The sequence below is a fragment of the Phenylobacterium sp. genome, assembly GCF_031425575.1.
Lineage (GTDB): Bacteria > Pseudomonadota > Alphaproteobacteria > Caulobacterales > Caulobacteraceae > Phenylobacterium.
Genome location: NZ_JANPJP010000034.1, coordinates 18,640 through 30,988 on the forward strand (window position 1 = coordinate 18,640; position 12,349 = coordinate 30,988).

At 67.0% G+C, this 12,349-nt stretch carries 14 protein-coding genes and 1 pseudogene; 10 read left to right on the top strand and 5 right to left on the bottom strand.

Annotation, left to right across the window (positions count from 1 at the left end; all coding sequences use genetic code 11):
• Positions 1-16: 16 nt before the first annotated feature.
• The 3 genes from RMO97_RS01680 to purC are packed head-to-tail and all read right to left on the bottom strand — an operon-like array spanning position 17 to position 1,385.
• Positions 17-367: a hypothetical protein gene (locus RMO97_RS01680; protein WP_310538825.1), complete on the bottom strand. Its 351-nt coding sequence runs from the start codon at positions 365-367 to the stop codon at positions 17-19.
• Between the two features lie 20 nt (positions 368-387).
• On the bottom strand, positions 388-627 hold the full coding sequence (gene purS, locus RMO97_RS01685) for a phosphoribosylformylglycinamidine synthase subunit PurS (protein ID WP_293494497.1): 240 nt from the start codon (positions 625-627) through the stop codon (positions 388-390).
• Positions 627-1,385: a phosphoribosylaminoimidazolesuccinocarboxamide synthase gene (gene purC, locus RMO97_RS01690; protein WP_304782251.1), complete on the bottom strand. Its 759-nt coding sequence runs from the start codon at positions 1,383-1,385 to the stop codon at positions 627-629. The genes purS and purC overlap by 1 nt, the downstream gene beginning before the upstream one ends.
• Before the next feature lie 237 nt (positions 1,386-1,622).
• Between purC and RMO97_RS01695 the strand changes: the two genes are divergently transcribed.
• Both RMO97_RS01695 and RMO97_RS01700 read left to right on the top strand, forming a co-directional pair.
• Positions 1,623-1,946, top strand: a complete 324-nt coding sequence (locus RMO97_RS01695) for a DUF1476 domain-containing protein (protein ID WP_310538826.1) — start codon at positions 1,623-1,625, stop codon at positions 1,944-1,946.
• A 72-nt stretch (positions 1,947-2,018) separates the two neighbouring features.
• Positions 2,019-2,447, top strand: a complete 429-nt coding sequence (locus tag RMO97_RS01700) for a cupin domain-containing protein (RefSeq protein ID WP_310538827.1) — start codon at positions 2,019-2,021, stop codon at positions 2,445-2,447.
• A 284-nt stretch (positions 2,448-2,731) separates the two neighbouring features.
• Here RMO97_RS01700 and RMO97_RS01705 read toward each other — a convergent pair whose 3' ends face one another.
• Positions 2,732-2,869: a hypothetical protein gene (locus tag RMO97_RS01705; RefSeq protein WP_310538828.1), complete on the bottom strand. Its 138-nt coding sequence runs from the start codon at positions 2,867-2,869 to the stop codon at positions 2,732-2,734.
• A gap of 106 nt (positions 2,870-2,975) precedes the next feature.
• On the opposite strand from RMO97_RS01705, the gene RMO97_RS01710 reads away from it, so the two are divergent.
• A complete protein-coding gene (locus RMO97_RS01710; RefSeq protein WP_310538829.1) occupies positions 2,976-3,710 on the top strand; it encodes a DUF3800 domain-containing protein in 735 nt (244 codons plus the stop codon).
• A 124-nt stretch (positions 3,711-3,834) separates the two neighbouring features.
• Here the strand turns inward: RMO97_RS01710 and RMO97_RS01715 are convergent, their stop codons facing one another.
• Entirely contained in the window at positions 3,835-7,236 is a 3,402-nt protein-coding gene (locus tag RMO97_RS01715) for a DNA methyltransferase (protein WP_310538830.1), read from the bottom strand.
• Positions 7,237-7,627: 391 nt separating this feature from the next.
• Here RMO97_RS01715 and RMO97_RS01720 point away from each other — a divergent pair, with 391 nt between their 5' ends.
• The 7 genes and pseudogenes from RMO97_RS01720 to RMO97_RS01750 form a co-directional block, all read left to right on the top strand.
• On the top strand, positions 7,628-8,254 hold the full coding sequence (locus RMO97_RS01720; protein ID WP_310538831.1) for an NYN domain-containing protein: 627 nt from the start codon (positions 7,628-7,630) through the stop codon (positions 8,252-8,254).
• A 149-nt stretch (positions 8,255-8,403) separates the two neighbouring features.
• Positions 8,404-9,186, top strand: coding sequence for a hypothetical protein (locus RMO97_RS01725; RefSeq protein WP_310538832.1), 783 nt, complete (start codon positions 8,404-8,406; stop codon positions 9,184-9,186).
• Between the two features lie 163 nt (positions 9,187-9,349).
• Positions 9,350-10,279 carry a VacJ family lipoprotein gene (locus RMO97_RS01730; protein ID WP_310538833.1) on the top strand — a complete coding sequence of 310 codons (930 nt, stop codon included), beginning with the start codon at positions 9,350-9,352 and terminating at the stop codon, positions 10,277-10,279.
• Positions 10,280-10,315: 36 nt separating this feature from the next.
• The gene (locus RMO97_RS01735) at positions 10,316-10,948 is read left to right on the top strand and encodes an ABC transporter substrate-binding protein (RefSeq protein WP_310538834.1); all 633 of its coding nucleotides are present in this window, start codon (positions 10,316-10,318) and stop codon (positions 10,946-10,948) included.
• A gap of 9 nt (positions 10,949-10,957) precedes the next feature.
• Positions 10,958-11,419, top strand: coding sequence for an outer membrane lipid asymmetry maintenance protein MlaD (gene mlaD / locus RMO97_RS01740; RefSeq protein ID WP_310538835.1), 462 nt, complete (start codon positions 10,958-10,960; stop codon positions 11,417-11,419).
• 1 nt (position 11,420) lies between these two features.
• Entirely contained in the window at positions 11,421-12,212 is a 792-nt protein-coding gene (locus tag RMO97_RS01745; RefSeq protein WP_310538836.1) for an ABC transporter permease, read from the top strand.
• Positions 12,209-12,349: pseudogene (locus RMO97_RS01750) on the top strand (ABC transporter ATP-binding protein); the annotation flags it as partial. The gene RMO97_RS01745 and the pseudogene RMO97_RS01750, both read left to right, overlap by 4 nt.

Below are 12,349 nucleotides of genomic sequence, written 5' to 3' on the forward strand. Positions count from 1 at the left end.
TCCAGGCGCGGCCGGCTCATTTCGCCCGCGCCTTGGCGAGCGCCTCGAGATAGGCCACGAGCTCGGCGTAACCGTTCTCGTCGCCATAGGCGCAGCCGGAGTTGGTGACGCCCGCGGGGGTGACTTGCTGCTGGAGGATGGCCGGATGTCCGGGCGCGCCCTGCTCGGTGATCATGTAAGAGCTCTGGCCGCCGTCGGCATTGTAGTAGTGGAAGGGCTCGCCTCGCTCCTTGACCACCGGCTTCATGCCCGGCGCGGCCACGATCTGGGCGCTCAGGGCCTCGAAGCCCAGGGCGCAGTCCAGCTTGAGCGGCGGGGCGGCCGGCGGCTCGGGTTCGGCGCAGGCGCAGAGCAGGAGCGCCCCCATCAGCGGGAGCGCCCAGGGCCTCACGCCACCTCGACCCGGTAGCTTTCGATGACGGTGTTCGCGAGCAGCTTCTCGCACATGTCCTTGACCTCAGCTTCGGTCTCGGCGGCGTCCTTGCCCTTGAGATCAAACTCGATGGTCTTGCCGACGCGAACGCCTTCGACATGGCCCCAGCCGAGACCATGCAACGCGGCCTCGACGGCCTTGCCCTGGACGTCCAGCACGCCGGGTTTCAGGAACACATGAACTTTCGCGCGCACTAGTGCAGGCCTCCTTGGATCACGGTGGGCATCTCTTTCATGATCCCCAGCCGCCGGGCGACTTCGGTATAGCTCTCAATCACGTCGCCCAGATCGCGGCGGAATCGGTCCTTGTCCAGCTTCTCGTTGGTCTGGGCGTCCCAGAGCCGGCAGCTGTCGGGGCTGATCTCGTCGGCCAGGATCACCCGGGCGAAGTCGTTTTCCCACAGCCGGCCGAACTCCACCTTGAAGTCCACCAGGGTGATGCCGACCGCGCCAAAGGTGCCGGTGAGGAAGTCGTTCACCCGCAGGGTGAGCGCCATCATGTCGTCGATCTCCTGGGTCGAGGCCCAGTTGAAGGCGGTGATGTGCTCCTCGGTGACCATCGGGTCGCCCAGCTTGTCGTCCTTCAGATAGAACTCGATGATCGAGCGCGGCAGGGCCTGGCCCTCGGGCAGGCCGAAGCGCTGCGACAGGGAGCCGGCCGCCACATTGCGGCAGACCACCTCCAGCGGGATGATCTCCAGCTCGCGGATCAGCTGCTCGCGCAGGTTCAGGCGGCGGATGAAGTGGTTCTGCACCCCGATGGAATTGAGCCGGGTCATCACATATTCGCTGATGCGATTGTTGATGACGCCCTTACCCTCCAGGACGGCTTTCTTCTGTGAATTGAACGCCGTAGCGTCATCTTTGAAGTACTGGATGAGGGTCCCGGGCTCCGGCCCCTCGTAGAGAATCTTGCCCTTGCCTTCGAAGATCTTCTTGCGGCGGGTGGTCATACGCAGCCTTCTCCACGGGGCGAGGGTTCTGGCCGGAGCCGAAACGAAAAACGCGCGCCGTTGGTCCCAACGCGCGCGATCCCGACTCCAAGCCTCTCGCCGATCTGAGGCTGGCGAAAAATAGACGATCGGCCTGCGCTTCGCAAACGACCATCGGCCCCGCACACGCGCCTTTGCGTTGCGAGCGCGCGCGCCAGGGGATATGCAGCCTCGTTAAGGCCGCATCCCGGAGACCGCATGACCACCTTCAACGACCGCGAACGTGGATTTGAGAACAAGTTCGCTCTCGATCAGGAACAAGAATTCAAGGCCGGGGCGCGCCGCAACCGTCTGCTGGGCGAATGGGCCGCCGGGCTGATGGGCCTGGAGGGCGACCGCGTGGCGGAATACGCCAAGGCCGTGGTGAAGTCCGACTTCGAACTGCCCGGCGACGACGACGTGCTGCGCAAGGTGTTCGAGGACCTGAAGGGCTCGGGCGTCAATGTCAGCGAGGGCGACGTCCGGATGAAGATGGACGAGCTGCTGGCCCAGGCCCGCGAAGCCATCCGCACCGCCACTTAAAGCCAACCCCATACCTTCGCACGGCAAGGACGCCGCCTCGCAAGGGCGGCGTTTTTTGTGTCTGCTCTCAGGATGACCGCCGAATCGGCCGCCAACCTGATCGCCCGCCTAAACCTCGCCCCCCACCCGGAGGGCGGCTGGTACCGTGAGACCTGGCGCGCGCCCGCCGCGCCCGGCGCCCGCAGCCCTGGCACGGCGATCCTCTTCCTGCTGGAGGCCGGCCAGGCCTCCCACTGGCACCGCATCGACGCCACCGAGCTGTGGCTGTTCCAGGCGGGAACGGCCCTGACGCTAAAGACCGCGGCCCATGACACCGGTCCCATCGCCGCCGTTCGCCTCGGCCCCCTGGCCGGCGACGCGCCACAGGCTGTGGTGGCGGCGGGCGAGTGGCAGGCGGCGCAGGCCAGCCCCGACGGCTGGGCGCTGGTGGCCTGCGTGGTGGTTCCGGGCTTCGACTTCGCCGGGTTCGAGCTGGCGGCGAAGGACTGGGCGCCGGGGTAGGGCGCTCGGCGATGTCGTGGCGGGAAGCGCGAACACCTTCGAGGCCGGGGCTGCCCGCTGCGTGGAAGAAGGCTGACCACGAACCACACGAACCACACGAACGTGCGCTGGCCCTCGCCCCTCCCCCGTCATCCTAGGCCTTGTGCCTAGGACCCCTCTGTCGGCGCGCCTGGCGATGCAGGTCGCGGCGTCAACCGCGCCGCTTCACCCGGCGGCGCTCCCGGATCGGAAACAGGGGTCCTAGGCACAAGGCCTAGGATGACGGGGGAGGGGGGTAGGCAACTTCACGCCGCGCGTCGCGCCGCGTAGCGGCCGTCGGGGAGGGCGGTGAGGCGGCCGTAGCGGGTGAGGGCCTGGTGGACGCGCTGTTCGATGCGCTTGCCGCCCTTCTTGAAGGCGCGGGACAACTCGGCGGCGTCCATGGGGCGGGCGGTGGCGGGAGGTCGCTACTGCCTCGATCTAGACGTGCAATGAGCCACGCGAGACTATGAGGCGCAATCTCAGGTGCGCCAATCAGGGAGGCGATCGTTGGCCTTTTCGGACTTCATCGTGTTCGCTGACGAAAGCGGCACGCCCGTTCTCGACAACCCCGACCCTACCTTTCCGGTATTCGTGCTCAACTGCGTGCTGATTGCGAAGGATGCCTATGCGCGGCGGCTCGTGCCCAGCATGCAAACCCTGAAATTCGAGACGGTCGGCCACGATCAGCTGATCTTGCATGAACGCGACATCCGCCGGCAGCAGAACGACTTCGCCTTCCTGCAACGTGGCGCCGAGGCGCGCGAGGCGTTTCTTGAGCGCATGAACACCCTCGTCGCTATGTCCGAGGTCACGGTCGCGGCGGCTGTCATCCATAAGGTTCGGCTGGCGCAAAGATACGCTCATCCTTGGAGTCCCTACGAGATCGGCCTTCAGTTCTGCCTGGAGACGCTACTCGATCGCCTTGTGGCGCTGGGTCAGACAGGAAGGTTGGTGCATGTGTTGTTCGAGGCGCGAGGCAGACGGGAAGACCGAGAGCTTGAACTGTTCTTTCGCCGCGTCGCGAGCAATCAGGCGAACTGGGGATATCGGCAACCCGACTTTACGCAACTGCAGTGGGAGCCGCTCTTCGTGGACAAGCGGTCTAATTCCTCCGGGTTGCAGCTCGCGGACCAGATGGCTAGGCCAATCGGCCTGAAGGTGCTGCGCCCCTTACAGCCGAACCGCGCCTTCGAGGTCTTGCGACCCAAGCTGGCTCTCGGGGGCTTGAAGACCTTTCCATGAGGCCTTGGCCCCATAGCAGAAAGGCCCCCGAGGTTTCCCCAGGAGCCCAGCGCCGACCGAGAAACCCCAGTCCACTTGGTGTAAATTAGCACGCTCAGACGATTTTTCAAGAAAGCCGCGCTGCTCACGCCGCCCGTCGCGCCGCGTAGCGGCCGTCGGGGAGGGCGGTGGCGCGGCCGTAGCGGGCGAGGGTGGTGAGGGCCTGGAGGACGCGCTGCTCGATCTTCTTGCCGCCGCCCTTGAAGGCGCGGGAGAGTTCGGCGGGGTCCATGAGGCGGGCGGCGGCGATGAGCAGGGCCTCGGTGGCGAGGAGTTGTTCGTAGCGGTCCTTGGGCCAGGCGGGCAGGCCCTTGTCGAGGGCGACGACGGTCTGGCCCAGGTCCAGCTCGCCGGTCTTGGCGGCCGCGCCCTTGGCGAAGCGGGAGATCTGGTAGTCGGGGCGCAGCCAGCGGACCTGGCCGGCGGCCTCTTCCTTGGCGCGCTCGGCGTTCAGGGCCACCAGGCGTTCGAGGATCTGCTCGTCGGAGAGGTCGGCGGGCCAGCCATAGGCCTGGGCCGTCGCGGCGTCGATCTGCTCGTGCAGCTCCTTGAGGATCAGCACCCGGCCGCGCTGCTTGGCGTCTTCCTCGGCCGGGGTGAGGTCCACGCCGGCCTTCACCTTTTCCAGCAGATTGTAGAGGCCGGTCAGGGTGAGGTCGGGGTGTTCAGCGAGGACGAGCTTGCGGGTGGCGTCGAGTTCCTCGCCGATAGCGCGGAGACGCTCCGTCAGCGAGGTGTCAGTGTCAGGAAAGGGGAAGGGATCGAACGTTCTTGTCTTGGTATAACGAGGATCATTACCAACGCCCTGTCGCCCGCCAGACCGAATTGCCCAAGTTACATGGGCGATAGATGAGCAGATTGCGAGTGCATACGCATCGTCAGTCGCGATCGTCGTGATCATGTTGTCCGGCAGAATATCGCCAGAGAAAAAGACAAAAAATCGGTGCTTTGCCGTCTCGGGAGTTGCGATATATCTGGGAAGGTCTTCTAGAGATTTTCGCCACTGAGGATTGTTTTCGCCGAAGAGCCACCAGTTGTCGCGGCGATACGGGCGATTATTCTTATCACGTTCAGGTTTTACTAGCTCGAGAACGATTTGGTATGCTCTAGGGTGATCTCGCCGGGCCTCCTCGGCGGACAGGCCGAAAAAGTCGATCACGAAGACGTCTCGACCACGGGAGGTTAGATCACGACCATTCCGGTAGGGGCGGATGAGGCTACCCGCGTTGCCGGCTCCCAGCGACTTTGCCACCGAGCGACTGACAATGAAGCCAGCCCCATGGAGCTTCACGCCTGGAGAACATAGGCCTGTGTTTGCCTTGAGAACTGAGGCTGTCGTCACATCTGCGCCAATGCTCAAATCAGAGTGAATCGCACCTGAGCGTTCCTCGTAGGTGATTTTCGGCTCATCGGAATCCAAGTCTTCCTCTGAGACCACCGTATGCAACGTACCCGAATGATGACCCGATCTCGCGACCGTCATCGCAATGCGGACAGCCGCCGCATCCGCCGTTGCCTTGGTCCAAGGCTGATTTGGGATCGCGTAAACCAAGCTGACGGGCGCTTTCGCACGGAGGTGGCGTTCCAAAACGGGTCTCTGGAAGACCTGTGAGATCGTCTTGGTTGTGACGAGTCCAAATTGTCGAAGTTTCGTGCCTCGACGGGGAAGCAGCTCGGCAGCGCGATCCCACCAGTAGAGGACGAAGTCTGACGCGTCCCCGACGTTGGGATTGGCGAGCCGAAGCGCCGTTGCATACCCGTCGCCTTGACGATCTCGTAGATCGGTAGCGCCGATGAACGGAGGATTGCCCACGATAAACTCCGCCTCGGGCCAGGCCGGTCGCCTAGGATTGGGATAGGTTTCGACCCGCTTGCCGTCCTTCTCCACCACCAGAGGCACGGGAGAACCGTCCCAGGTCAGGACGGCGTCATAGCCCTCGCGCTTGCCGAAGTTGATGTTGCTGAAGGCGCGCAGTATGGGCTCGGCGGGGTGGCTCTCGTGGTTGCGGTAGTGCCATTGCAGATAGCCGATCCAGACCACCAGCTCGGCGATGGCGGCGGCGCGGGGGTTGAGCTCCAGGCCCAGGAACAGGTGAGGATCCACGGTCTCGCCGGGCAGGGCCAGGCTGGCCTGGCGGTCGCCGAGGTCTGAGAGGGTCTGGAGGACTTCGCCCTCCAGCTTCTTCATCAGCTCCAGGGCGACATAGAGGAAGTTGCCGGTGCCGCAGGCGGGATCGAGGATGCGGGTGGTGCAGAGCTGGTGATGGAAGGCACGGACCTGGGCGATGGCGTCCTCGTCCTTGCCATCGTCCTTGGCCTGCTCGGCCTTTTTCAGAGCGGTCTGCCAGTCGGCGCGCAGGGGCTCCATGACGGTGACGTCCACCAGTCGCTGGACATAGGCGCGCGGAGTGTAGTGGGCGCCGAGCTTGCGGCGCTCGGTCTTGTCCAGGGCCTGTTCCAGCAGGGTCCCGAAGATGGCGGGATCGACCTGGGTCCAGTTCGATTTGGCGGCCTCGTGGAGTTCGCCGATCTCTTCTCGGCCCAGCTCGAAGACCGTGGTGTCCTTGAACAGGCCGCCGTTGAAATGGCGCACGCGGGCCTCGATGACGTGACTGAACTCCTCGCCGTGCTCCATCTCCTGCCACAGGCGCTTCAGGCGCTGCGGGAAGTGGGCGGGGTCGGCGACGCTCTTGGCCAGCAGGGCTTTGAAGCTGTCATTGGGCAGCAGGCCGGTGTCCTCGGCGAACATCGTGAACAGGCAGCGCATCAGGAAGTGGGCGACGTGTTCCGGGTCCTTGCCCTTGGCCTCCAGCGACTTGCTGACTTCGGCGAGCCGCCTGGCGATCTCGCGGGTGACGCGGGTGGATTCCTTGGTGGGGTCGAGGCTGTGCGGCTCGTCCCAGACCTTGGCGAGGAGCTTGCGCGTATCCGGCTTGCGCAGGTCCTCCAGGAAGATCCGGAAGCCCTTGCGGTCGGGGAACTGGTCATAGGCCCGGCCGGTGCCGGTGAAGTCGGCATAGAGCTCCAGGCAATAGCCGACGTCGCAGGTGATGATGAAGGGCGGGGCGGGATGGTCGGCGTCCAGCAGGAAGACATAGTCTTCGGCCTGCTTGCGCGCGTTCTGCATCATCACGTCCCAGCCGCGCACGGCGGTGCGGCGGGCCGGCGCCTCCTCGGCTTCCGCAAACAGGCTGGCCTGGCCGGAGATGGCGTTCTGTCGGCCCGGCAGGCGCGACTGTTTGGCCTCCAGGATGAAGGCGTTCCTCTTGTAGAGGTCGATGCGCTTTTGCGAGGCGGTGGCCTCACTGGACCGGGTCTTCACACCCCGTTCAAAGGCGTAGTCGTTGACGACGCGGTCGCTGGCGGCGGGGTCGGGGGCCTTCAGCTCCAGCACCGCGCACAGCTCGGTGAGGAACATGACGTAGTTGGCGCGCTCGGCGCCGCCCTCAAGGTTCGACCAGCGCCGAATGAAGGCCTCGACGTCCAAGCTGATCTTCCCCCACGCGCTGAACGGCAGCGCAGCTCAACCTAGACGTTGTGGGCGGGGGTGCAAGATGTCGGACGCGGGGCCTTTCGCGGCGAGGGGAGAAAACGCCTGCGCCGGGGTGAGCGGGGTGGGGGCTTTGAGTTTGTTCCCTGTTTGTGCTTGAAATCTTCGGACCCTTCTGGCAGCTTTCGGCCCAGGTGCGGCCCAGCGCTGCTGTGGCGGCGGATACCGGGAGAGAGGCTGGGATGATCGCGGGAGGGCGCGGATTGCCCATCGATTTGTTGACTTTCCGGGGCATTTGTCCTTATCTTATCGCATATCCCCCTTGGCGCTTCGGGGCCAAGGCGCGCGGCGGTCCCTCGGGGCCGCCGCTGCTTTTTGGGGGGTGCGCTTGAGGACGCGGGTCTATGTCGACGGCTTCAACCTCTATTATGGCTGCCTGAAGGGCACGGCCCACAGGTGGTTGAACGTCGAGGCGCTCTGCACCGCCTTGCTTCCCCAAAATCAGATCGATCGCATTCGCTATTTCACCGCGCGGATCAGCGCGCGCCCGAATGACCCGGACCAGCCGACGCGGCAACAAACCTATTTCCGCGCTCTTCAGACCCTGCCGACGATTGAACTCCACCTCGGCCACTTCCTGACCCATGAGATCAACATGCCCGACGCCGCCGCTTGGCGGGCCGGCCGATACAAGGCCGTGCGCGTGGTCAAGACCGAGGAGAAGGGCTCAGACGTCAACCTGGCGACCCATCTGCTGATGGACGCCTTCGACGACGCCTTCGATATGGCGGTCATCGTCAGCAACGACAGCGATCTGAAGGAGCCGATCTCGCTGGTGCGCAACCGGTTTGGAAAGGGGATCGGCATCCTCAACCCGCAGGCCAAGGTCAGCCGGGCGCTGCAGCCCCTGGCGCACTTCATCAGGCCGATCCGGGTGGGCGCCCTCGCGCAGGCCCAGTTCCCCCAGCACCTGAGGGACGCGGTCGGGCCCTTTCAGAAGCCGGCGCGCTGGTGAAGGCCTACGCGTTCCCTCTTTGTTCTTGACAGCGTCGCGCGTTTTTGGCATATTCACGGCATTGGTCGCGACTGCGCCTTGAGGCGCGCTGGACCGGTTTTCCGTTCATAATCAGAGGCTCGGGCGCGGGAGCGCGCGGGGGATTTGTCATGGGTGATGAGCAGCTGCCGCCGATCCTGGAGCGGCATCACTCCAGCTGGAACATGCCGAGCGATGCGCCGGACGAGGCGGCGGTGCCGCCCGGGCCGCAGGCGCAGGCGGGGGTGCGGACAGCGCGGCCGTGGCGGCGGTTCACCGAGGCGCTGGGGGCGGTGATCTGCCAGCGGGTGGCGGCCGGCGAGAGCCTGTCGGCGATCTGCCGCGATCCCGGCATGCCGTGCCGCGAGGCGGTGCGGGCCTGGCGGCGGACCCGGCCGGGGTTCGCCGCCCAGGTGGTCCAGGCCCAGTACGACGGGCGGTCCCTGAGCGGGCGGGAGGGCCGCTACTGCCCCCACGTGGCCGGGCTGATCTGCGACCGGCTGGCCCTGGGGATGAGCCTGCGGCAAGCCTGCGCCCTGGAGGGGATGCCGGGCGAGACCACGGTCTATGGCTGGCTGCGGCGCCATGCCGACTTCCTGGAGGCCTATGGGCGGGCGCGGGTTCTGCAGGCCCACCGGCGGTTCGACCAGGTGTGGGAGATCGCCGAGGCCGCCGACAAGGAGGGCGCCTTCCTGGCCAAGGTGCGGATCGACGCCGCCCGCTGGCAGGCCTCGCGCCTGGCGCCCACGCGCTATGGGCTGAAGGCCGAGACGGCCGAGGCCTATGAGCGGGCCGCCGAGCCGACCCCGCCGGAGCCGCCGCCGGAGGACGTGGAGATGATCAACGTCACGCTGGTCAGCTACATCCCCGGCGTGCCCAACAAGCTGGTGCGGATCCCGCGCGACAAGGATTGAGGGGGCGCCGCGCAGGGCCGGCGGGGGTCGGCGACGCGCGCATATCCCCTGGATTGCGGAGCTCAGGTCCTGGGTTGAGTGACTTCTTCCTTCACGCGAAGGAGGTTTCCCAGAGGTGATCGGCGCCGCTAAGCTTGACCGTGGTCTGGGGGGACCATGCCCTATGGTCGTCAGTCGGGACATCATCGAGACAAGGCCCGGCGGGGATCGTCCCAGGGCGGGGGCGCCGCTGATCGTGGCGTTGGGGCTGACGCTTTCCGTAGCGCTCGGCGGGGCGGCCTGGACCCAGGCGGCGGAGGAGAGCGCCGCCGTGGCGGAGAGCGTCGCGCCGGACGCCGCGCCCGCGCCGCTGGCGCCTGCGGCGACGGAGCCGCGGAAGGACCCCTGGCGGGGGTTTAACCGCGGCTCCTACGCCTTCAATGGGTTCCTGGACCGGGCGCTCGTTCGGCCGATCGCGCGGGCCTATATGAAGATCACCCCCTCGCCGATCCGCCGGGGCCTGGCGCGGGTTGTGGACAATCTGCGGGAGCCCTCGACGGTGATCAACGCCGGCCTTCAGGGTCGCCCCAAGCGCGCCGTGACAGCCGGCGCCCGGTTCGTCATCAATTCCACCGTGGGCGTGCTCGGGGTGTTCGACGTCGCCAGCCGGGTGGGGCTGGAGCGCAGCCGCGCCGACTTTGGTCAGACCCTGGGCCGCTACGGCGTGGACGCCGGGCCCTATCTCTATCTGCCGCTGGTGGGGCCTCTGACCCTGCGGGACGGCGTGGGGCAGGTGGTGGACGCCCTGACCGATCCCATATCCCTGGCGACGGGGGGACTGCGCAGCGACTTCGGGGCCGGTCGCCTGGGGGTCACCGCCCTGGACTACAGGTCGAGCGCCGACGCCACCCTGGAGGCGATCGACCAGGAGGCCACCGACCCCTATGCGACGATCCAGTCGGCCTATCTGCAGAACCGGGAGTCGGTGGTCCGCGAGGCCACCGGGGCGGTGGAGGTCCTGCCTGACTTCGAAACCCCGCCGGACATGCCGGCGCCCGCCGAGGCGATGGCTGAGACGGTCGCCCTGGCGGCCGTTTCAGAGCCGATCTACTAGGCCATGAGCCCCGTGCGCCACCCGAGGAAACACACCATGCGACCCGCTCGCCGCCACATCCTCACGCGCCTGGGCGGCGCCCTGGCGCTCGCCGGGCTGGCGGGCGCGGCGTCGGCCCAGCCGGGCGCCCGGCGCAGCGCGCGCAATCCCCAGGCCGAGGCCTTCGTCGAGGTCCAGGCCCAGAAGGTGCTGTCGGTGCTGGCCGACCGCAGCCTGAGCCTGGCGCAGAAGCAGCAGGCCTTCCGCCGCCTGATCGACCAGATCGCCGACGTGCCGAAGATCACCAACTTCGTGTTGGGCAAGTACGCGCGCACCATCACCCCAGCCGAGCGGGCGCGCTTCAACCCGGTGTTCCGGACCTATGCCGAGAACGTCTATCAGAGCCGGATCTCGGAGTTCCGGGGGGAGACCCTGAGGGTCACGGGCTCGGTGGCCCGGACGCCGGGGGATGTGGTGGTGGCCAGCCAGGTCCTGGGGGGCGGCCGCGACCCGATCGCGGTGTCCTGGCGGGTGCTGGGGGCCGGCGGCGCCTGGAAGGTCGTCGACGTCCAGATCCGGGGGGTCTGGCTGGCCATCACCCAGCAGCAGGACTTCGTCTCCACCATCGACAACGCCGGCGGCGACATCGGCGTGCTCATCGCCCAGCTTCAGCGCAACTCCAGGACTTGAAGGCCGACCGTGCGGGGACAATGGGCTGAGACCCTGATGGGCTTTCTGGTGCTGGGCGCGGCCGCGGCGTTCCTGGTCTACGCCCTGTGGGCCGGCGGCGAGGGCCTGACCCCGGGGGGATACGAGGTCACCGCCAAGTTCGGCGAGGTGGGCTCCCTGACGCCGGGCGCGACCGTCAGCGTCGCCGGGGTCAAGATCGGCACGGTCGCCAAGGTCACCCTGGAGCCGGACACCTACCTGGCCAAGGTGGAGATGGCCCTTGATCCCAAGGTCCGGCTACCCGCCGATTCCACCGCCAAGATCACCAGCGACAGCCTGCTGGGGGGCGTGCATGTCGCCATCGGGGCCGGCGGGGCCGCTGAGGACCTCAAGCCCGGCGGAGAGATCGAGAACACCCAGGGCGCCGTGGACCTGTTTGGCCTGATCGGGCAGGCGGTGCGGCCGCCCGCCCCGGCGCCGGAGAGCCAGTGACATGACGCCCGCCGCGGTCTTGACCCCGGTCCGGGCCGTCGGGCGCCTGGCGCTGCTGTCGCTGCAGACGGTGGGGGCGGTGACCCTGTTTGCTCTGCGCAGCCTGCAGGCCGTGGTGCTGGGCCCGTGGTTCCCCGGCCAGGTTCTGCGCCAGCTGGCGGCGATCGGCTTCTTCTCCCTGCCGGTGGTGGGGCTGACGGCGGTGTTCACCGGCGCGGCCCTGGCGCTGAACATCTATGTCGGCGGCGGACGGTTCAACGCCGAGCAGATCATGCCGCAGATCGTCGCCCTGGGGATCACCCGCGAACTCGGCCCGGTGCTGGCCGCCTTGATGCTGGCCGGGCGCGTCTCGGCCACCATCGCCGCGGAGATCGGGGCCATGCGCACCACCGAGCAGATCGACGCGATGAGGACCCTGTCGACCGATCCCTTTGGCTATCTGGTGGCGCCCCGGCTGGTGGCCGCGGTGATCGCCTTGCCGATCCTCACCGTCGTGGCCGACATCATCGGGATCGGTGGCGGATGGGCCGTCGCCGTCGGGTACCTGGACTTCAATCCCACGGTCTATATCCGCGCCACGGTGGACTTCGTACAGGCGGGCGACGTGGGAACCGGCCTGCTGAAGGCCATGGTGTTCGGGCTCATCGTCGCCCTGATGGGCTGTTACCACGGCTACCGCGCCACCGGCGGCGCGCGCGGCGTCGGGCGGGCCACCACCGACGCCGTGGTGTCGGCCGCCATCCTGATCTTCGCCTCCGACTATCTGCTCACCACCCTGTTCACCCAGCGATGAGCGGTTCGCGGCCCAAGCTGGAGTGGCGCAATGTCACCAAGCGGTTCGGGGACGTCACCGTCCTGGACCGGCTGAACCTCAGCGTCGAGACCGGGCGCTCGATGGTGATCATCGGCGGATCGGGGCAGGGCAAGTCG